The organism is Pseudoalteromonas sp. Z9A6, assembly GCF_011378805.1.
Taxonomy (GTDB): domain Bacteria; phylum Pseudomonadota; class Gammaproteobacteria; order Enterobacterales; family Alteromonadaceae; genus Pseudoalteromonas; species Pseudoalteromonas distincta.
On sequence record NZ_WTKZ01000025.1, the window covers coordinates 17,838 to 39,962 of the forward strand.

General features: G+C 38.6%; 17 protein-coding genes. 9 read left to right on the forward strand and 8 right to left on the reverse strand.

Annotated elements, in window-relative coordinates:
• Nucleotides 1-67 precede the first annotated feature (67 nt).
• From fadB to tusA, 3 genes are all read left to right on the forward strand, one after another.
• Nucleotides 68-2,227 carry a fatty acid oxidation complex subunit alpha FadB gene (gene fadB / locus GQR53_RS11000; RefSeq protein WP_165743943.1) on the forward strand — a complete coding sequence of 720 codons (2,160 nt, stop codon included), beginning with the start codon at nt 68-70 and terminating at the stop codon, nt 2,225-2,227.
• Between the two features lie 4 nt (nt 2,228-2,231).
• The gene (fadA, locus tag GQR53_RS11005; protein WP_024597185.1) at nt 2,232-3,401 is read left to right on the forward strand and encodes an acetyl-CoA C-acyltransferase FadA; all 1,170 of its coding nucleotides are present in this window, start codon (nt 2,232-2,234) and stop codon (nt 3,399-3,401) included.
• A 292-nt stretch (nt 3,402-3,693) separates the two neighbouring features.
• Nucleotides 3,694-3,936, forward strand: a complete 243-nt coding sequence (tusA, locus tag GQR53_RS11010; RefSeq protein WP_165743944.1) for a sulfurtransferase TusA — start codon at nt 3,694-3,696, stop codon at nt 3,934-3,936.
• On the opposite strand, the gene GQR53_RS11015 is transcribed toward tusA, so the two are convergent.
• From GQR53_RS11015 to dnaA, 8 genes are all read right to left on the reverse strand, one after another.
• Nucleotides 3,933-5,636 carry a hypothetical protein gene (locus tag GQR53_RS11015; RefSeq protein ID WP_165743945.1) on the reverse strand — a complete coding sequence of 568 codons (1,704 nt, stop codon included), beginning with the start codon at nt 5,634-5,636 and terminating at the stop codon, nt 3,933-3,935. The two genes, tusA and GQR53_RS11015, sit on opposite strands and share 4 nt — an antisense overlap.
• A 57-nt stretch (nt 5,637-5,693) precedes the next feature.
• Nucleotides 5,694-6,143: a hypothetical protein gene (locus GQR53_RS11020; protein WP_165743946.1), complete on the reverse strand. Its 450-nt coding sequence runs from the start codon at nt 6,141-6,143 to the stop codon at nt 5,694-5,696.
• Nucleotides 6,144-6,217: 74 nt separating this feature from the next.
• Nucleotides 6,218-8,287 (reverse strand): glycine--tRNA ligase subunit beta, encoded by a 2,070-nt coding sequence (glyS, locus tag GQR53_RS11025; RefSeq protein WP_165743947.1) that lies wholly within the window; start codon nt 8,285-8,287, stop codon nt 6,218-6,220.
• A 1-nt stretch (nt 8,288) separates the two neighbouring features.
• Nucleotides 8,289-9,191, reverse strand: coding sequence for a glycine--tRNA ligase subunit alpha (glyQ, locus tag GQR53_RS11030; RefSeq protein ID WP_004335201.1), 903 nt, complete (start codon nt 9,189-9,191; stop codon nt 8,289-8,291).
• A 140-nt stretch (nt 9,192-9,331) separates the two neighbouring features.
• Nucleotides 9,332-11,758, reverse strand: a complete 2,427-nt coding sequence (gene gyrB / locus GQR53_RS11035; RefSeq protein ID WP_024597183.1) for a DNA topoisomerase (ATP-hydrolyzing) subunit B — start codon at nt 11,756-11,758, stop codon at nt 9,332-9,334.
• 12 nt (nt 11,759-11,770) lie between these two features.
• Nucleotides 11,771-12,865 carry a DNA replication/repair protein RecF gene (gene recF / locus GQR53_RS11040; protein WP_024597182.1) on the reverse strand — a complete coding sequence of 365 codons (1,095 nt, stop codon included), beginning with the start codon at nt 12,863-12,865 and terminating at the stop codon, nt 11,771-11,773.
• Between the two features lie 15 nt (nt 12,866-12,880).
• Nucleotides 12,881-13,984: a DNA polymerase III subunit beta gene (gene dnaN / locus GQR53_RS11045; protein WP_004335206.1), complete on the reverse strand. Its 1,104-nt coding sequence runs from the start codon at nt 13,982-13,984 to the stop codon at nt 12,881-12,883.
• Between the two features lie 13 nt (nt 13,985-13,997).
• Nucleotides 13,998-15,380: a chromosomal replication initiator protein DnaA gene (gene dnaA / locus GQR53_RS11050; RefSeq protein WP_004335207.1), complete on the reverse strand. Its 1,383-nt coding sequence runs from the start codon at nt 15,378-15,380 to the stop codon at nt 13,998-14,000.
• 518 nt (nt 15,381-15,898) lie between these two features.
• On the opposite strand from dnaA, the gene rpmH reads away from it, so the two are divergent.
• From rpmH to mioC, 6 genes are all read left to right on the forward strand, one after another.
• Complete coding sequence (rpmH, locus tag GQR53_RS11055) at nt 15,899-16,033, forward strand: 50S ribosomal protein L34 (RefSeq protein WP_004335215.1); 135 nt, start codon at nt 15,899-15,901, stop codon at nt 16,031-16,033.
• Between the two features lie 7 nt (nt 16,034-16,040).
• The gene (gene rnpA, locus GQR53_RS11060) at nt 16,041-16,463 is read left to right on the forward strand and encodes a ribonuclease P protein component (protein WP_004335217.1); all 423 of its coding nucleotides are present in this window, start codon (nt 16,041-16,043) and stop codon (nt 16,461-16,463) included.
• Nucleotides 16,464-16,592: 129 nt separating this feature from the next.
• Nucleotides 16,593-16,868 carry a membrane protein insertion efficiency factor YidD gene (yidD, locus tag GQR53_RS11065; RefSeq protein ID WP_004335219.1) on the forward strand — a complete coding sequence of 92 codons (276 nt, stop codon included), beginning with the start codon at nt 16,593-16,595 and terminating at the stop codon, nt 16,866-16,868.
• Between the two features lie 8 nt (nt 16,869-16,876).
• Complete coding sequence (gene yidC, locus GQR53_RS11070) at nt 16,877-18,514, forward strand: membrane protein insertase YidC (RefSeq protein ID WP_165743948.1); 1,638 nt, start codon at nt 16,877-16,879, stop codon at nt 18,512-18,514.
• A gap of 395 nt (nt 18,515-18,909) precedes the next feature.
• Complete coding sequence (gene mnmE, locus GQR53_RS11075) at nt 18,910-20,274, forward strand: tRNA uridine-5-carboxymethylaminomethyl(34) synthesis GTPase MnmE (RefSeq protein ID WP_007584209.1); 1,365 nt, start codon at nt 18,910-18,912, stop codon at nt 20,272-20,274.
• 1,062 nt (nt 20,275-21,336) lie between these two features.
• Nucleotides 21,337-21,786 (forward strand): FMN-binding protein MioC, encoded by a 450-nt coding sequence (gene mioC, locus GQR53_RS11080; RefSeq protein WP_024604761.1) that lies wholly within the window; start codon nt 21,337-21,339, stop codon nt 21,784-21,786.
• Nucleotides 21,787-22,125 lie beyond the last annotated feature (339 nt).

The window sequence follows — 22,125 nt, forward strand, 5'->3', positions numbered from 1 at the left end:
GCAAGCACACTGATTGAAATGCAAACTCATCGTACCAGTCTTAGTTCGTCAACTAGGGAGAATAATAATGTTATATAAAAGCGATTCCTTTGAAGTTAGCTTCCTGAAGGAAAACATCGCCGAGTTTAAGTTTTGTGTTGCAGGTTCTGTAAACACACTATCTCAAAAAACTCTTTCAGATTGCGCAGCAGCATTAAAAGAATTAGCCGCCAATACTGATATCAAAGGCATGATTTTTACCAGTGATAAAGACCACTTTATTATTGGTGCCGATATCTTCGAATTTTTACCTACATTTACTAAACCTGAAGAAGAATTAGTAGTGTGGATCAAAAACGCAACCGACGTTTTTGATGCAATTGAAGATTTACCATTCCCAACTCTAAGCGCTATAAACGGTATGGCACTTGGCGGTGGTTGTGAGTGGGCACTTGCTACCGATTATCGTGTGGCAAGCGAAACAGCTAAAATGGGCCTACCAGAAGTTAAACTTGGCATAATGCCAGGGTTTGGTGGCACAGTGCGCTTACCGCGTATCATTGGCGCCGATAACGCGATGATGTGGATTACCTCAGGCGCAGAAAACCGCGCAGCAGATGCCCTTAAAGTAGGTGCGTTTGACGCGGTAGTTAGTGCTGACAAACTTCTAGAGTCAAGTGTATCAACACTTGAACTGGCGATTGCTGGCAAGCTAGATTGGCAAGCAAAGCGCAACGTAAAACTACAGCCACTTAAATTAAACCGTGTTGAGCAAGGCATGAGCTTTGCTATGGCAGAAGGTATGGTAATGGGTAAAACCAAAGGCCACTATCCTGCACCGGTTATGGCTGTACGTACTATTAAAGCAGCGGCAAACTGTACTCGCGATGAAGCAATGGCAATCGAAAACGCTAACTTTGCTAAATTAGCACGTACACCAGAAGCAGCAGCACAAACTGGTATATTCCTAGCTGATCAATACATTAAAGGTAAAGCACGTAAATTTGCTAAGCACAGCGATGTAGAAATTAAACAAGCCGCTGTATTAGGTGCTGGTATTATGGGTGGCGGTATTGCATACCAGTCTGCTTATAAAGGCACACCTATTATAATGAAAGACATCCAACAAGATGCGCTTGATTTAGGTATGGGTGAAGCATCTAAGTTATTAGGTGCAAAAGTTAAGCGTGGTCACATGCCAATGGAAAAAATGTTGGCAACACTTAGCAAAATTAAGCCAACACTTAACGAGTCAGACCTACAAAGTGCCAACATTATTGTTGAAGCTGTTGTAGAAAACCCTAAAGTTAAGCAAGCAGTACTCGCTGATCTTGAAAAGAACATGCCAGAAGGCACTGTACTTACTTCAAATACATCGACTATTTGTATCGACTTGCTTGCAGAAGCGCTAGATAAGCCAGAAAATTTCTGTGGTATGCACTTTTTCAATCCAGTGCCAAAAATGCCATTAGTAGAAATTATTCGTGGTGCAAAAACCTCAGATAAAACAATTAATGCAGTAGTTGATTACGCGCTTAAATTAGGTAAATCGCCAATTGTTGTTAACGATTGCCCAGGCTTTTTTGTAAACCGTGTTTTATTCCCTTACTTTGCAGGTTTTAGCAAATTAGTGGTTGAAGGCGCTAACTTTGCAAAAGTAGATAAAGTAATGGAAAACGTATTTGGCTGGCCTATGGGTCCGGCTTACCTACTTGATGTTGTAGGTATTGATACAGCGTTCCATTGTACTGGCGTAATGGCTGACGGTTTCCCTGAGCGTATGGCTCGTGCTGATAAAGACCCTGTGACTATTTTTGCCAACGAAAAACGTTTTGGACAAAAGAACAAAGCCGGTTTTTACAAATACGAAACAGATCGTCGCGGTCGTCTTAAAAAGTCTCATGACGAGACAGCAATTGAGCTACTAAGCCCAATCACAGACGCACCAAAAGAATTTGATAAACAAGAAATCATCGACCGTTGTATGATTCCAATGATTAACGAAGTGCTACTGTGTTTGCAAGAAGGCATTGTTGCCTCGCCGCAAGAAGCAGATATGGCATTAGTTTACGGTGTTGGTTTCCCTCCATTTAGAGGCGGCGCGTTCCGTTACTTAGATCAAACTGGTTTAGCTAACTTTGTTGCAGCAGCAGACAAATACGCTCACCTAGGTGCGATTTACCAAGTATCTGAACAAACTCGCAAGTGGGCCGAAGAAGGTCGTGTTTTCTATAAGGTGGAAGGTTAATATCATGAATAATCCAGTAATTGTAGATTGTATCCGCACACCAATGGGTCGCTCTAAAAGTGGTGTATTCAAACATAAACGTGCAGAAGACTTAAGCGCACATTTAATGAAAGGCTTACTAGATCGCAACCCTGCAGTTGATCCAGCATCAATTGACGATATTTATTGGGGTTGTGTACAGCAAACATTAGAGCAAGGCTTTAACGTAGCACGTAACGCATCATTGCTTGCCGGTATTCCTCACAGCGTTCCTGCTGTTACGGTTAACCGTTTATGTGGCTCTTCTATGCAAGCATTGCATGACGCAGCACGCGCAATAATGACAGGCGCTGGCGACACTTACCTAATTGGTGGTGTTGAGCACATGGGTCACGTACCTATGACTCACGGCAACGACTTTCACCCAGGCTTAGCAACATCAATTGCACAAGCGTCTGGCTCTATGGGCTTAACAGCAGAATACCTTGCAACGCTTCATGGCATTAGCCGTGAGCAACAAGATGAATTTGCTTATCGCTCACATCAACGTGCACAAGCTGCAACTGTTGAGGGCCGTTTCCGTCGCGAAATTTTAGCAATGGAAGGTCACGATGCAGATGGTTCGCTTATCTTAGTTGAAGACGACGAAGTAATTCGCCCAGAAACAACAGTAGAAGGCTTATCAAAGCTTCGCCCTGTATTTAATCCTGCATCGGGTACGGTAACAGCCGGTACTTCTTCTGCACTTTCTGACGGCGCATCTGCAATGTTAGTAATGAGCGAAGAAAAAGCAAAAGAACTTGGTTTACCAATTCGTGCACGTATTAAAGCAATGGCAGTCGCTGGTTGCGATCCATCAATTATGGGTTACGGCCCAGTACCAGCAAGTAAAAAAGCACTTGCACAAGCCGGTATTACAATTGATGACTTAGGTGTAGTAGAACTTAACGAAGCCTTTGCAGCACAATCATTACCTGTAATGAAAGATTTAGGGTTAATGGATGTAGTTGACGAAAAAGTGAATTTAAATGGCGGCGCAATCGCACTTGGTCACCCACTGGGTTGTTCGGGTTCGCGTATTAGCACATCGCTTATTCACTTAATGGAAGACAAAAATGTACGATATGGTTTAGCAACTATGTGTATTGGTTTAGGCCAAGGCATTGCAACTGTATTTGAACGTGTTCAAGACTAATTAGTTTAAGCATGTAAAACCATCTTGGTGATTAAAAAGGCGAACTGATTTTATTCAGTTCGCCTTTTTTATTAGCTTCATTTATAAAAACGTCCCTTTATCAAACAAGTATGTAACAGCGTAATTATGTGATCGGGCGTATTATTAAATAAAGCATTTTGAAACTGCTAAAAGCATTAAGTAAAATAGTTAAATTACACATAAAATTGCGTTAAACTGCCAAACTTATTAATTGCTATACCTAAGCACTCGCGTACACAGCAAACACTTTAATTAAACAGGCCAATTTATTATGAGCTTTGATAATCCCGATCACCAATTAGATGCCATAGGCCTTCGCTGCCCAGAGCCAGTAATGATGGTACGTGCTGCTATTCGTAAAATGAATGACGGTGAAACGTTATTAATAACTGCTGATGACCCATCAACCACTCGCGATATTCCGAGCTTTTGTACGTTTATGGATCACACGCTGGTAGCTAAAGATGCAGAAGAAGCACCGTATAGATATGTGGTGAAGAAAGGTTTGGATTAATCTTTTTGAGAATTTTCCATTGTATTTATAATTAAATTTAAACTTTCGATTAATTGGTTTAAAAAACCAATTTTTAAACCACATTTCTGTTGCGTGTATTCAAAAAGCCCTTTTTGTATATTTACTAGAAAACTTAGCTCTTCAATAAGACTACTATTGTTAAAGTTTACTTTATATCTATCCTCTACAAAATTTCTAAATAAGTTTACTTGTTGTATTGACCAGTGATCTGTTAATGCTTGGACAAACTTATTCGAATTCTGAAATAAAGAGAAAAGACTCACTGCTCGATATTCCTTGTAAACCCTTGAATCTAAATCACTTGTCCAACCTTTAAGAATTTCACCCTCTAGATATTTTATTTTTTCTCCTTGCTTAAGTTCTTTTAATTCATCCAGAACACTTTCAAATTTTTGATTTAATTCCTCGCTATAAAACTGTCCTGTTCTATAACCTCTTCTTCCACTCATTGGTGCCGAAGTATCAAAAACATTTGGCAGATAGTTTTTCAAAATACTTTCTACTAGGGAGCTTTCAGTTGTAGGTATCCATGCGAGCTCTTCTATAAACTTATATTTATCGAGCTCACATATAACGTCTACAGCATAAAACCAACGTAATAATTCTGGGTTTTCTTCATTAGTGATAATACTTTCTAATGACTGCAGGTATTCATATATTTGAGCTTCATCTATTTCGGTTAAAACTTTTGCCCCTCTAGATAAAAGTAAATCGAAAGTTAGTACTTTTACTGGATAATAACTTTTTAAAACGTCTTCAAACTCAAGTGACTTACTTGAAACTATATGGTCAACCAAAATTGTAGATTCGATTTCAGGTAGATTGGGCTGGCTCTCAGTTACCATATCCCTAGCTTGGGACTTTATTTTATCAATATCAAAACCTATACCCATTTGCATATAGTAAATACTTACCACATCCTTAAACAAAGACTTTCGGCCTTTTATAACATCAAGATTATTGATTGAGTTATCTTTCTCTACCTCCTCAATTAAAGACAAATATTTACTTTTTGCTCGTTTTAATATTCTTATATTTCTTAGCTCTAATTTATTAAGTACCTCAACCACGTAAGTTGCAATATCCGCTATATTTTCTTTCACGATCTGAAAAAAATCATCTTCATTAATTTCAAACTCAACTGTACCAGAAAAGTTTTTTTCAATTAAAGTATGTGTATTTTCAAACTTCAGCTCATTTACGTTTGTTGCGAAAATAAATTTTAACTTATCATTCTTTTGAGAAAGACTTTGACAGACCCCCATTATTTCCTTTGCTAGGTTGGGTTTAACAATCCTTTCAACATCATCAAGTACAATTATTCTATTCTTAATAGATGAAATAGCCTTTGCAACTGCAGCACCCTTAAAGCCAGAAACTAAACCTGAGATTAAACCTTTGTTTTCCTGATTAAAGCTCCCTAGTATATTTTGTAATCCATCTAGAAAAGAACTTGAATCCTCTGCCTTAATATTCTTATTAAAAAAGAATTTCGAAATTAAATTAGAATAAAAATCATCTATCGAGCCTAAGCCATTTAAAGATAAATAAAGGTATTCGTCATCGGTTAATAAATTATTCTCTATCCAGAATGTCTTACCTGATCCCCATGCACCATTTAGTAATACCATTTTAGGCATCGAATCATCTTTCAATAAGTACTCTATTTTATCTTTCATACAACGTCCTTGTTACAAATCCATTAATTCACTCGGGCAGCTTTAAAATTACAGCTATCACTTCTTCGTTATTGTAACTTGTGGCTTGTCGTAGTTACTGTAATCAATACTTACTATGTACGTGCCTTTTATTGCTGGTGTGAAACTAAAGTAGTTATAAATAGTATTACAGTCTGCGATAGCTGGCTGGCCGAGTGTTAGTTTTTGCCCTGCTGGTTGTTCATCGCTGTAACCACAGTTATAACCTTCACTAAAATCGGCATCGGCTATTTTAAATTCGTACACTTTACCTGGGGTCGAAAATTTAACTTGCGCTTGATAAAGCGCAGGGCCAACTGGCGCAAACTGATACTGGGGTTCTGCATCCCACAGTGTAAAGTCGCCACGTAAGTAAATTGTGCGGTCAAGCTCTTGCTGTGGTAAAACATCGTTAATCGAAATTTGGCTTGTACAGGCAGTAAGTAAACCAGCAATTGCTAAGGTTAAAATTCGTTTCATAGAAATCATCAATGGGTATCCTTTGCATACAGTGAAAACTAAAAAGCCAGCAAAACGCTGGCTTTTAAAATTGCTAATCGGTGTTATTTTTGTAAAACAGAAATATCTGCAATACCTAAAAACAATCCGCTTAACTGGCTTAATAGCGCAAGACGATTTTGCTTAACAGCTTCATCGTCGGCCATAACCATTACGTTGTCAAAAAAGTTATCAACACTTTCACGAATACCCGCCAATTGGCTTAATGCTTCTTGGTAGTTTCCATCTGCGTAAAGTGGCGCAAGGTCAGTGGCAAATTTTGCTACTTGTGATGCCAATACTTTTTCGGCGTCGTCGCTTAATAAGCTCTCATCAACACTACCTTGGCTGGTAATATCGTTTTTAGCCAGAATGTTACCTACACGCTTATTAGCTGCTGCAAGCGCTTCTGCTGCGTCTAATGTACGGAAGTGGCTTACGGCTTTAACACGGCGGTCAAAATCAACAGGTTTAGTCGGACGACGTGCAAGCACTGCTTGAATTACGTCTACTTCAATACCTTCGTCTTGATACCAAGCACGGAAGCGCCCTAGCATAAATTCAAATACGTCAGTTGATACATTTAAGTTAGTTAACTTGTCGCCAAACAATGTTTGCGATTTAGCTACTAGGTCTAAAATATCAAGTGGAAGTTCTTTTTCTACCATGATGCGCAGTGCACCAATAGCAGCACGACGAAGAGCAAATGGGTCTTTGTCACCTTTAGGTGCTTGGCCTATACCAAAAATACCCACCAGCGTGTCAAACTTATCAGCAATCGCTACTGCGCAGCTAATTAAGTTTGTTGGTAAGTTATCCCCTGCAAAGCGTGGCATGTACTGCTCGTTTTGCGCTACGGCTACATCTTCGGCTTCACCATCGTGGCGAGCGTAATGCATTCCCATTACACCTTGCACGTCGGTAAATTCCATAACCATTTCAGTCATTAGGTCAGTTTTACTTAATAAGCCTGCACGCTGTGCTAAGTCTTTATCAGCACCTAATTGCTCAGCAATATAACCTGCAAGTTCACTAATGCGCTGAGACTTATCTTTAAGCGTACCAAGTTGCTTTTGGAACAATACGCTATCAAGCGACTCTAATCGGCTTTCTAGGGTTTTCTTTTTATCTGTTTCAAAGAAGAACTGTGCATCGGCTAAACGCGGGCGCACTACTTTTTCGTTACCAGAAATAACCACACTTGGATCTTTACTTTCGATGTTAGATACAAACAAAAACTTATTTAAAAGTTTGCCGTTTTGATCTAATAACGGGAAATATTTTTGATCGTCTTTCATGGTGTAAATTAACGCTTCGGCTGGTACATCTAAAAATGCTTCTTCAAATGTTGCCGTTAAAGTAACTGGCCACTCTACAAGTGATGTTACTTCTTCTAGTAAATCTTCATCCATTGCAACAACAGCGTTAACTGCGCTTGCAGCCTCTTCTATTTGTGCTCGAATTTGCGCTTTACGTTGCTCGTAATCAGCAATAACGTAAGCAGATTTAAGTACGTCAAAAACGTCATCTGCATGGTTAATGCTAATTTTTTCTGGGTGATGAAAACGATGACCCTGAAGCTGGTTAGTTATTTGCTTACCAAGAATTTCGCCTTCAAGTAGCTCATCACCAAATAAAATAGTTACTGTATGCACAGGACGAATAAATTGTGTTTTATTCGCGCCCCAACGCATTGGTTTAGGGATTGGTAATTTACTTAATGCTTTTGTGATTGCATCTGTCATTAGGGTTTTAGTTTCTTGCCCTGCTACTTTAGCAATGTGCAATAACCAAGCGCCTTTATCGGTTTCAAGTGTTTGTGCGTCTTTTACTTCAATACCACAACCACGTGCCCAACCCATTGCTGCTTTTGTTGGGTTACCTTCGCTGTCAAACGCTGCCTTTGTTGCTGGGCCACGCTTTTCAACTTCTTTGTCTTGTTGTTTAGCTTCAAGCGCTTTTACTTGTAAACCTAAACGACGAGGCGATGCATACCAGCTTACGCCTTGGTGTGCTAATTCTAATGTTTCTAGCTCTTGAGTTAAGTTTGCAGCAAAGGCTTCTGCTAATTTACGCAGTGCTTTTGGTGGTAACTCTTCAGTGCCAATTTCTACTAATAAATTTTGTGCTGACATTTTACTTATCCTTACACAGCGGGAAACCAAGCGCTTCACGTTTGTCATAGTAACTTTGTGCACACGCTTTTGATAACGCACGAACGCGTAAAATATAACGCTGACGTTCGGTTACCGAAATTGCGTGGCGTGCGTCTAGTAAGTTAAATGCGTGCGATGCTTTCATTACTTGCTCGTATGCAGGTAGTGGTAAGTTAGCTTCAATTAACTTTTGGCTTTCTGCTTCACACTTATCAAACTGTGCAAATAAGTCTTCTACGTTTGCATGTTCAAAATTATAAGTAGATTGCTCTACTTCATTTTGATGGAACACGTCGCCGTATGTTACGCGCCCTAGTGGACCGTCTGCCCATACTAGGTCGTAAATGCTATCTACGCCTTGAATGTACATTGCTAAACGCTCTAGGCCGTAAGTAATTTCGCCTGTTACTGGTGAGCACTCTAAGCCACCCACTTGTTGAAAGTAGGTAAACTGCGTTACTTCCATGCCGTTTAACCAAATTTCCCATCCCAAGCCCCATGCGCCTAGCGTAGGTGATTCCCAGTTATCTTCTACAAAGCGAACTTCGTGAGTAAGGGTATCAATACCCATTGCCGCTAATGAGCCTAAGTAAAGCTCTTGGATGTTATCTGGCGATGGCTTTAAAACTACTTGGAATTGGTAGTAATGTTGTAGGCGATTTGGGTTTTCACCATAGCGGCCATCCGTAGGACGACGACACGGCTGAACGTACGCGCTCGACATTGGCTCTGGACCAATAGACTTTAAAAATGTTTGCGGGTGAAATGTCCCGGCGCCCACTTCCATATCAAGTGGTTGAATAATGACACAGCCTTGCTGCGCCCAATAATCCTGTAAAGCCAGGATCAAACCTTGAAAGGTTTTTACGTCATATTTTTGCATATTTGGCTTTTTACTATCTAAGAAGTAGCGTGAAAATTACCCTTAGTATACCGTGTGTACACTCAGGTTTTAAGCAGTTTGTGTAATTGAAAAAATAAAAAAGGAGCCATTAGGCTCCTTTTTCGGTGTAAGTAATATTTTTACACGTCTAGATTAACTACGCGTAGAGCGTTAGTTTCGATAAACTCTCTACGAGGCTCTACTTGATCACCCATTAAGGTGGCAAATAATTGATCCGCGCCAACAGCATCTTCAATCGTTACTTGTAACATACGACGAGCACTAGGATCCATTGTCGTTTCCCAAAGCTGGCTTGGGTTCATTTCACCCAGTCCTTTATAGCGTTGAATGTAGATCCCGCGCTTAGATTCTGTGATCAACCATTCCAAAGCATCCACAAAGTTATCAACAGGTTTTGTTTTCTCACCACGTTGAATATAAGCACCTTCTTTTAGGATGTTTGCAATGTTAGTACCAGTCACAGCAATGCGTTGGTAGTCACGTGATGCAATAAAGTCATAATGAAGTACATGTGCTTTATCAACACCGTGCTGACGAATATTCACAACCGGGTAATACATATTACGCTCAGCGTCAAACTCTGTGCCTGCATGGAAAATAGTTGCATCTTCATCACGTGCAATCAGGTCATCAACTAACTCTTTTGTCCAAGCAATTACTTTAGCTTCGTCAGAAAGGTCATCAGTTTTCAACTCTGTTTGGTAGATTAAGCGTTCCATTACCGTGTTAGGATATTTACGCTTTAAACGCTCAATAACCTTAACTGTATTTTGGTAATCGTGAACGACTTTCTCTAGCGCTTCACCTTCTAGCGCAGAAGCATCTGCACTTGGATATAAAGCAGCATTATTAAGCGCAAGCGACGTTAAGTACTCTACTAATGCTGGATCATCTTTAATATAACGCTCTTGCTTACCTTTTTTCACTTTATAAAGTGGTGGTTGAGCAATATAAATATAACCGCGTTCTACAATTTCAGGCATTTGACGATAGAAGAATGTTAGTAGTAACGTACGAATGTGAGAACCATCCACGTCCGCATCGGTCATGATGATGATACGGTGATAACGTAATTTCTCAGGGTTATATTCGTCACGACCAATACCACACCCTAATGCAGTAATTAGTGTTGCGACTTCTTGCGAAGATAACATTTTATCAAAACGTGCTTTTTCTACGTTTAATATTTTACCTTTAAGCGGAAGAATAGCTTGGTTTTTACGGTTACGTCCCTGCTTGGCTGATCCGCCAGCAGAGTCCCCTTCCACTATATATAGTTCAGATTGGGCTGGGTCTTTTTCTTGGCAATCAGCTAGCTTACCTGGTAAGCCTGCTAAGTCCATTGCACCTTTACGTCGTGTCATTTCACGGGCTTTACGCGCCGCTTCACGTGCACGTGAGGCATCAATAATCTTACCTACAACAATTTTGGCATCAGTTGGGTTTTCTAATAAAAACTCAGTGAATTTTTCAGCCATTGCTTGTTCAACCGCAGATTTAACTTCACTTGATACTAGCTTGTCTTTAGTTTGCGATGAGAACTTAGGATCAGGAACTTTAACACTAACAACAGCCGTTAAGCCTTCGCGGGCATCATCACCGGTAGCATTGCTGGTTGTTTTAGCTTTTTTGTTAAAGCCTTCTTTTTCCATGTAGTTATTAAGTGTACGTGTTAGCGCTGATCTAAAACCGGCTAAGTGAGTACCACCATCACGTTGTGGAATATTATTTGTGAAACAGTAAATGTTTTCTTGGTATGCATCATTCCACTGCATTGATACTTCAACACTAATACCATCTTCTTCACGTTCGTGAGTAAAATGGAACACACCTTTATGTATAGGTGTTTTATTACGGTTTAAGTATTCTACGAAAGCTTGAATACCGCCTTCATATTTAAAGTGGTCAGATTTATTTTCTTCACGCTCATCATTTAAGATGATGCTCACACCTGAGTTTAGGAATGAAAGCTCGCGTAAACGCTTAGCTAAAATGTCGTAATGAAAATCTAAATTTGTGAATGTTTCAGCGCTTGGCCAAAAACGTAATTCTGTACCAGTTGTTTCTGAGTCACCAATTACAGCTAAAGGTGCATCTGGAACACCCATAGTATAAAACTGCTCATGAAGCTTACCTTCACGACGAACAGTCAGTTTTAGTTTTTCTGAAAGTGCATTTACAACAGAAACACCAACACCATGTAAGCCACCCGATACTTTATAAGAGTTATCATCAAACTTACCACCGGCATGAAGTACCGTCATAATAACTTCGGCTGCAGATACGCCTTCTTCTTCATGGATAGAAGTTGGGATACCACGACCGTTATCTCGAACTGAGACAGAACCGTCTAAGTGAATCGTTACATAAATATCATCACAATGACCTGCTAAGGCTTCATCGATCGAGTTATCAACGACCTCAAACACCATGTGGTGTAAGCCTGTGCCATCATCGGTGTCCCCAATATACATTCCAGGACGCTTTCTTACTGCGTCTAATCCTTTAAGTACTTTAATACTCGACGAGTCATAATTCTCAGACATGGTTAATCCCACTTATCTTGTTATTAGGTTGCCATGTTTCACGTGGAACATTTGTAGTTCTCGTTGCATGGGTTCCACCACAGCAGAAATACTTTCAGATAAAATTGAAGAGATAAAAATTTGAGAACTGCAGTGAGCAAGTAATTGTCCCACTTTCTCTTTTGTATCTTCGCCTAATTCTGAAGGTAGATCATCTATTAGCAATATAGATTGCTTATCTGTCTCTGACTCAATTAAGCTATTTTGCGTAACTTTCAACGCATACAATAATAGCTTCAATTGACCGCGTGAGAATGTATTCTCCACACTGTTGCCAGCGACACTAAAACTAAAATCGGCCTTATGAGGGCCTTTACTTGTAAACCCTTGGCGAGCATCTCGCTCAAAGTTTTGCTCTAACGCATCTGCAAGAGATTCAGTCTCTTTCCAGCCTGCGCTAAAGGTCATTTCTAAATCACGTACAAGCGTTAATTCTGCACACATTTTATCAAAAAATTGCTGCTTAAACCTACTTATATACGCCAATCTTAATTTATTTATTTCTTCAGCCAGTCTAACAAATTCTTTGTCCCAAAACTTAATTTGGTCAAAATAATTCTTGGGCTTAGTTTTTAATAATGCATTACGTTGTTTAAGTACTTTATTAAATGATTGCCACAAAAAAAAGAACTCATGTTCCACGTGGAACAAACCTAAATCTAAAAACTTTCTGCGCTCTTTAGGTCCACCAAAAAACAAAGAATAACTCTCTGGTGTAATAATTTGTACAGGCATAAGTTGAGCGAGTTCTGATATCTTACGGCTCGCCTTACCTTGAATTTTTAAATTGGTCTCACCCGTTTGCGTTTTACTAATACCAATTGGAATTGATAAATCGTGTATTGTTTTACGCCCGTGAATTACAAATTGCTCTTGCTGGTGCGCAATAATACTTTTGTGTTTTGGAGTACGAAAAGATTTGCCATGAGAAAGGTAATATATAGCCTCTAAAAGGCTGGTTTTTCCGCTGCCATTTTCACCATAAATTATATTAACGCCGTTGACTGGTTCTAGCGTCAGCGCCTCAATATTACGAAAATATTTGAGGCTCAAATGACTTAAGCTCATTATGTATTTATAGTCTTATAAACGCATAGGCATAACAACGTACATTGCTTCTTCATCGCCTGCACCTTCAATTAATGCACTGCTGTTTGAGTCGGCTAATGTAAATAGTACGTCTTCTGTTTTTAATGTGTTTAGTACATCTAATACGTAAGACACGTTGAATCCTATTTCTAGGTCCGCGCCTTCGTAACTTACTTCAACAACTTCTTCAGCTTGTTCTTGCTCTGGGTTATTGGCAGTAATTTTTAATAAACCGTTTGATAGGTTTAAGCGTACACCACGAAATTTTTCATTCGATAAAATAGACACTCGTTGAAACGCATTTCGTAACCATTCTCGGTTAGCTGTAATTACTTTGTCACCACCACGTGGTAATACACGACGGTAATCAGGAAAGCGTCCATCAACTAGCTTACTTGTAAATGTAAACTCAATATCAATGATACGAATATGGTTAGCACCAAACTGAATTGTAACCAATTCGTCGTCAGCTACCATAAGGCGCATAATTTCTTGCACACCTTTGCGAGGTATAATTAATTGACGTTGAGTATTAAGCGATTGCGTTAATTGCTTTTGTGCAATAGCTAAACGGTGACCATCTGTCGCTACTGTTTTTATGTCTGTATTATCTACTTCAAACGACATACCGTTTAAGTAATAACGTACGTCTTGATTTGCCATCGAAAAATGCGTGCTTTCAAGTAACTTACGAAGCTCTAAACGAGTTAGTTGAAATTCAACCTCACCATCCCACTGCTCTAAATTAGGAAAATCATCAGCAGATAAAGTCGTTAATGAAAAACGGCTTTTACCACTGGTTAAAAGTAATTGGTGCTCTTGCAAGCTTAAAGTAATGTCTGAACCATCTGGTAGACTTTTACAAATATCGAGTAACTTTTTAGCGGGTAACGTTAGTTTTGTATCGGCAATATCATCACCTACAAATACGCCAGAAACTAATTCAATTTCAAGGTCAGTACCCGTCATTGAAAGTTGTCCGTTTTCTACCACTAACAAAACGTTAGATAAGATTGGTAGCGTGTGTTTGCGCTCTATTGCACCCGACACTTGCACCAATGGCTTTAAAAATTGTTGTCTTGATATTGTTATTTGCATAATAAAGTCAGCCCTAAGATGACAATGTTCTTATTAAGTTTTGGTAATCTTCTTTAATTTCGTGGCTTTCGTCACGTAGTGATTTTATCTTACGACATGCGTGTAATACGGTCGTATGATCGCGTCCACCAAATGCGTCACCAATCTCAGGTAAGCTGTGATTAGTTAATTCTTTAGATAATGCCATGGCAACTTGGCGTGGCCTTGCTATAGAGCGGCTGCGGCGCTTAGACAATAGATCTGACACTCGAATTCGGTAGTACTCAGCAACGGTGCGCTGAATATTATCTATCGTAACCAGCTTATCTTGCAAGGCAAGTAAATCGCGTAGTGCTTCTTTTACAAAATCAATCGAAATTGGACGACCTGTAAAATTAGCATTAGCGATTACACGATTAAGTGCGCCTTCTAGTTCACGTACATTTGAACGTAATTTTTTGGCGATAAAAAAGGCAACTTCATGTGGTAAGTTAATCTTACTTTGCTGTGCTTTTTTCATCAAAATAGCAACGCGAGTTTCAAGCTCTGGTGGCTCAATCGCGATTGTTAATCCCCAACCAAAACGTGACTTAAGACGGTCTTCGACCCCTTCAATCTCTTTTGGATAACGGTCAGAGGTTAAAATAATTTGTTGGTTGCCTTCAAGCAATGCATTAAAGGTATGAAAAAACTCTTCTTGTGAACGCTCTTTATTAGCAAAAAATTGAATATCATCAATCATTAATGCGTCAACACTGCGGTAATAACGCTTAAATTCTTCTATCGCATTATTTTGCAGTGCCTTTACCATATCTTGAACAAAGCGTTCTGAATGCATGTAAACAATTTTAGCATCTGGCTTGTTTGCCATAATGCCGTTACCTACTGCATGTAATAAGTGAGTTTTACCTAAACCAGTACCACCGTAAATAAATACAGGATTAAAAGCAGAGCCAGGATTATCGGCAACTTGAGTAGCCGCTGCTTTTGCTAATTGGTTTGATTTACCCTCAACAAAGCTGTCAAAGGTATAATTTTCTTTAATGTTAGATTTGTAACCTGATTTAGGCGCAGGTTCAACAACAGGCTTTTGCTCACGAGGCTGTTGTTTTGTAGAAGCTTGTGGTGCTGATTGCGTTTCTATAACCGGTGCAGCTTGCGCATTTAATAAAGGCTTACTACCTACATCAAAACGTAGTTTTGGTGCTTCAACACCACAAATTTCTACTAATAATTCGTTAATTCTATTTAGGTACTTTTCTCTTACCCAATCAAGCACAAAGCGATTAGGTGCATAAATCGTCAAGGTATCTTCGGTACTTTCTGCTTGTAGTGGTCTTACCCACATACTGAATTGCTGCGAAGGCAGCTCATCTTGCAATACATATAAACAACTTTGCCAAACCGACAGATACACAGTTAAACTCCCAGAGATATAATTTTTATTCCCGCACATCATTAATGATTATAAATCATACATTTATTGCGTTCAAATGGTCCAATAAGCGACCCAAGACCGCGTATTATGAAGGCACTTTATCCACAAGTAAAAGATTGATTTTTATAAAATTGTTGATATCGATGTATAAAATCATTAACAACCTGATTTAAAACAGTTTTTATTTTAGATCCGAAGAGGAGATCATAACAAAATAACACCAAGATCGCGAACCAAATTTACGATCCAATTTTCTTTTCCCCCGCTTTTATTCACTTTTTATACAGGGGCTGTGGAAAACTTCTTATTTATGATGATCCTATCAGATCGCCCTACATGATCTCTTTATGGACCATAAGTAGGCTATATACTGCGAACGTAATTATGATTGACTTTACGTTACTTACTCTATAATATCTCGCGCTCGCAATGGCACCTATGCCAGGATCGCGACCTGTATAGGATGTTTTAACTTTAACCGATCGGATGAGATTGTTATGAAAAGAACTTTTCAACCTAGCGTTTTAAAACGCAAACGTGCACACGGCTTCCGTGCTCGCATGGCAACTGTAAATGGCCGTAAAGTATTAGCACGTCGCCGCGCTAAAGGCCGCAAAGTTCTTTCTGCTTAATTTATAAGTGGAAGACTTTAGCTTTGGCAGGGAGTTACGTCTGTTAACTCCCTCGCATTACTCTCGCATATTTAATGAACCCGCTCGGGCTGCAACTCCTTTCTTTACTCTATTAGCTAAACCAAATGACCAAGAAAAACCTCGGTTAGGTCTTACTGTTGCTAAAAAACGCGTAAAAAAGGCATGCCAACGAAACCGTATTAAACGTCTCGCTCGCGAAAGTTTTCGTTTAAATCAACACAGCATCGATAATATTGATATTGTGCTTATGGTGAAAAGTGGTATTGATGAACAGTCTAATGAAGAATTAACCAAACAACTTACTAAATTATGGCGAAAAATTAACGAACGCTGTAAACCAGGTGCACCTAAACCGCCACCTTTTAAGAAACGCCCAAACAAATCAGCTAAATCTAATAAACAAACCTAATTGCAATAGAATTGCAGGGTTAATTAATGTATCTTTAGCTCACCTTTTAATCATGCATTTAAAATTTCTAATTGAGTCTTTAAATACATGATATCTATCTCACTAAACTTAAGTAGGGGCATAAACATCATGAGGTTAATTAAACCACTTGTTGCTTTTCCTAAGATTTGTTTAGTGTTATTTATCCGCGGTTATCAAAAGTGGATTAGCCCGCTGTTAGGTCCGCATTGTCGTTTTAATCCAAGCTGCTCACATTATGCAATTCAAGCAATTAATTTGCATGGATTTATAAAAGGTAGTTGGTTAGCTTTAAAACGCATATTAAAATGCCATCCTTTACATTCAGGTGGAGACGACCCCGTACCTGAAAAATTAACCCATATTAACCACCAACACGAGAAATAAGAGCTGTTATGGAATCGCAACGCACGTTTTTATTAATTGGCCTAATGCTAGTGTCGTTTTTATTGTTCCAAGAATGGGATAATGATTACAACAAGCCTAAAGCCGATCCAAGTGCCACAACACAAACACTACAAGCAAATTCACCAGAGTCGGATGATTATATTCCTTCATCGTCAGATTCAGGTTTACCCGCTTCAGCAACTTTAGCTAAACGTTCAGTTATTGAAATCACAACTGACGTTTTTAAAGTTAAAATTGACACCAAAGGCGGTGACATTGTTGAAACAGACCTTCTTCAATACGAAGAAACTAAAGGAAGTGAAACACCTTATATGCTTCTTGGTCAGCTTGATAGTGGCAAACAATACTTTTCACAAAGTGGCTTAATTGGCTTAAATGGCCCTGACGCATCAGCTAACGGTCGCCCTAATTATAGTACCGAACAAAAATCATATACCTTAACGGGTGATGAGCTTCGCGTTCCACTTCAGTTTACTGATAGTAATGGTGTTAGTTTTACTAAAACGTATGTATTCAAAAAAGGTCAGTATGACGTAGGCTTAGAATACAAAATCAACAACACTACCAGCGCACCTCTTCAAGTACAGCTATACACGCAAATTAAGCGTACCGTACAAGAAAAAGGTAGCATGGTTGATCAAAACTATTTAGGTGCTGCATACGGTACTGACGAAGAACCATACGAAAAGTATAGTTTTTCAGATATGGCTGATAAAAACCTAAACAAAAACACGCAAGGTGGTTATGTTGCATTTATACAACATTACTTTGTAAGTGCTTGGGTTCCAATGCAGGATCAAACAAATACAATTTATAGCTTAATTACAAAAAGTAATGCCGCTATTATTGGTGCTAAAGATCCCGCTGTAAATATTCAAGCTGGTAGTGAGCAAACACTAACTGCTACTTATTATATGGGTCCGAAAGAGTCAGATATTCTTGAAGCGATTCACCCAGACTTAGACTTAACTGTAGATTACGGTTGGTTATGGTTTATTTCGCAACCTTTATTTGTATTGCTAAAATGGCTACATAGCATTTTAGGTAACTGGGGTGTAGCAATTATTGCCATCACTATTATCGTTAAATCGTTAATGTACCCACTTACTAAAGCGCAATACACTTCAATGGCAAAAATGCGTGCCCTACAGCCTAAAATGGCAGCTCTTAAAGAAAAGTTTGGTGACGACCGTCAAAAGTTCGGCCAAGCAACTATGGAAATGTACAAAAAAGAAAAAGTTAACCCAATGGGTGGCTGTTTCCCTATTTTACTACAAATGCCAATTTTCTTAGCCTTGTTCTACGTATTCTTAGAGTCAACTGAACTTCGCCATGCTGAATTTATTTTTTGGTTAACAGACCTTTCTGCACAAGACCCGTACTACGTATTACCAATCTTATTTGGTGCGAGTATGTTTGTGACGCAAAAACTTCAGCCTATGACGGTAACTGATCCAATGCAGCAAAAAATGATGACCTTTATGCCGGTTATCTTCTCTGTATTCTTCTTATGGTTCCCATCGGGTTTAGTTCTTTACTGGTTAGTGTCTAACCTTATTTCTATTGTCCAGATGTTAATCATCTACCGTGGCATGGAAAAGAAAGGAATTAAAGTAAGAGGCTAGCGCCTATACCCAAGCCACATCAAGATGCAAAATTCAGCGTTTCACAGGGGCTTAAGATCAAGGCGTTACTTTGCAAGAATGGCAGTCCCTTTTAAAAAGTAACAACGATGAAATTAAGTACCTGTGAAACGCCCAAAGGGTTGGTTTAAAAGCTATTTATACTGCGTTATTGATTTTAACAATAGAACCACTATTATTCTCAATCAATGCCTTGCCTAAATAGCTTTTAACTCCAACTGAAACTCGCATCTTGAGATGGCTTGGGTATATTACTTATATAAAGGCGACTTCGGTCGCCTTTTTTATTGCCTGTTTTTCACCAGAGTATTCGCGAGTGTTTATTTCATAGGTTACAATACCGCCATAAAGTTACTCATCGTTGGCAAATTAATAGCATGATCAATCAAGATACAATTGCAGCACAAGCAACTGCCCCCGGACGTGGTGGTGTTGGTATTATTCGCGTTTCAGGTAGCCTTGCTAAAAGTGTCGCCGAAAAAGTAGTAGGTAAAATTCCTAAAGTTCGCTACGCCGATTACGTGCCATTTAAAAGCCTAGCTGGCGAGCAACTTGACCAAGGTATTGCCATTTACTTTGCAGGTCCTAACTCATTTACTGGTGAAGACGTACTTGAATTACAAGGCCACGGCGGTCCTGTAGTACTTGATATGCTACTTAAAGAAATTAGTAAAATAGAGGGCGTTCGTTTAGCAAAGCCTGGTGAGTTTTCTGAACGCGCATTTATGAATGACAAGCTTGATTTAACACAAGCAGAGGCCATCGCCGACTTAATTAATGCTACAAGCGAACAAGCTGCCAAAAGCGCCCTACAGTCTCTCCAAGGTGAATTTTCTAAACACATAGAAACGCTTGTAGAAAAAGTAATTCACTTACGTATGTATGTAGAAGCGGCAATAGATTTTCCTGATGAAGAAATTGATTTTTTATCAGACGGTAAGGTATCAGGCGACTTAGACGCCATTATTACCCAGCTTAATACCGTAACCAATCAAGCAAAACAAGGTAGCATCATGCGCGAAGGTATGCGTGTTGTTATTGCTGGTCGCCCAAATGCCGGTAAATCAAGCCTACTAAACGCCCTAGCCGGTCGTGAAGCTGCAATCGTAACAGAAATAGCCGGTACCACTCGCGACGTACTACGAGAGCATATACATATAGATGGTATGCCACTGCATATTATAGATACCGCAGGCCTACGAGAGAGCCCTGACCGCGTAGAACAAATAGGTATTGAGCGGGCGTGGGATGAAATAAACCAAGCCGATCGCGTTTTATTTATGCTTGATGGCACTGACACTATTGATACTGACCCGCATAAAATTTGGCCTGAATTTATGGCCAAATTACCAGAAGGTATGGGGGTTACGGTCATCAGAAATAAAGCTGATTTATCGGGTGATATAGTCGGAATGGAGCAAGAGCAACAATACCCGGTCATCAGCTTAAGTGCTAAAAATGCTGACGGTATTGAACTTGTTCGCGAGCATTTAAAAGCCTGTATAGGCTTTCAAGGCGCAACAGAGGGTGGCTTTATGGCGCGCCGTCGTCATTTGGATGCACTAGAGAGTGCTGCGTATCATTTAGAAACAGGTAAAACACAATTAGAAATGCACATTGCTGGTGAAATATTGGCTGAAGAATTGCGTTTAACACAGCAGTATTTAAACGAAATAACCGGTGAATTTACCTCAGACGACTTACTTGGCAAAATATTTAGCTCATTTTGTATTGGTAAATAAGCACCTTATTACAGATATATGTTTATTATAAGAGCACTTAGGTGCTCTTTTTTTATGTAAAATATTCACTATAAAATATGTATTTATACCGTCAATCCCAGCCAGTTCTGCCAATAAAATCATACCCAAAGCGATAATTATTACCAGCTAGATTATGTAGATTAGACAGTGAAAAGAGCCTTTAAGTAAGGTATTAATAGCGCAAGTAACACCCATTTTAAGGTCAAAACCGATACATATTTCAAACAAAAATACGTTTTAAAATCGTTATCCTCCACACAAAAGTTAGTTATAAATAGCTTTTTTATAATTACCTAGCTCATAAAAACTAATGTTATTTGCTCAATTTAAGAGCTAAAACGTGAAGATCAACACTCTAAAAAACCAACTTTATACAACATATGGACAGACGATCACTGCGGATTTTTAATAAAAATGACTCGAGATTTGAGTGCGTCAAACTTTTGATCTACTAATCCACCAGCAAAATACATAAAAAAAGCAGCTATAAATACGCATTAAATTAAATATATTGAGATCACTTATCCACAAAACCTAATTTTTAGCTCAAATAAATAGTAAATTGAGCTACCACACTCGAAAAAACCTAATGATCTATTAAAAATTATCTGTTTATAAGCTTATTTTTAATTAATTTCGTTAGATCAGCCCAATTAGATCATTTAATAAAATTATTTTCGATCTAAATTTAAGGTTATCAACAACCTTTATATCCACATTATGATCACCTTGTGCTTTTTATGCCTAGATTTACAATTAAGTCTCTCACTAAATAGTAATATCAATAACTTAGCGATTATTAAACAACCTAAAAGGTGTGTTTAAACAGAGCTTTCCCCACTGTTATCAACAACTTGATCAGAAGATTACATTTAAAGATATTTTGTTAAGCCTTATAATATCAACAACTTAAGGAGGCGCTTTAAAATAAGAGTAAAATTAGCACAAAAATAGTTATACAAAAAAGCACTCTTAACTTTACTGTTACTCACACTCAGTTATCATAGGCAGCAATTAAAACCAATGTGATCACTAATATTCATGAGTTCAGTAAATCTTATTGTTGGCAGCCAAATGGGATCAGCCGAGTATGTTGCAGAGCAACTAAGCGACGCGCTTAATAACCTTGGTATTACTACACAACTACATGATCAACCTGAATTTAGCGATATTGATCAGCAAAATACCATTTGGTTAATTTGCACATCTACTTATGGTGCAGGTGATTATCCTGAAAACTTTATTAGCTTTGTTGAAGATGTGACTCAAGCTAATGATTTATCAGAATTAAAATACTCAGTAATAGCTTTAGGTGATACCAGTTATGACACTTACAACCAAGCTGGACGTAATATAGATGCCTTATTATCTCAAAAAGGCGCTATAAAAGTAGCAGAACGCTTAGAGCTTAATATTCTCGATGAAGCACTACCAGAAGACACAGCATTAGCATGGTTAGACTCTTGGATAACCAAAACAGGCTTAAAATAGATAGATCAAGTAAAAAGTTATATATAAAGTTACCCACAATTTACTAATAATTTAATAGATTTTGTGGATAAAGATTGAATAAACTGCTTTTTAAAGCATGCTTATCCATGGGATAAGATCCAACTGATTCAGCCCTGTGCATAAGGTGCCTTTTTGATCAGAGCTTATTTGCTGGATGATCCGATCATATTAACACTTTTAGATCTGATCTAATTTCATGTTTTAAATGAAGATCTAAACCTTATCAACAGAAAAGCTGATCAGTAGTAGTAATAGTAATAAAAGATCTCTTTAAAAGATCCTTTATATTATTAGAGATCACATACTTAGATCTTGCTC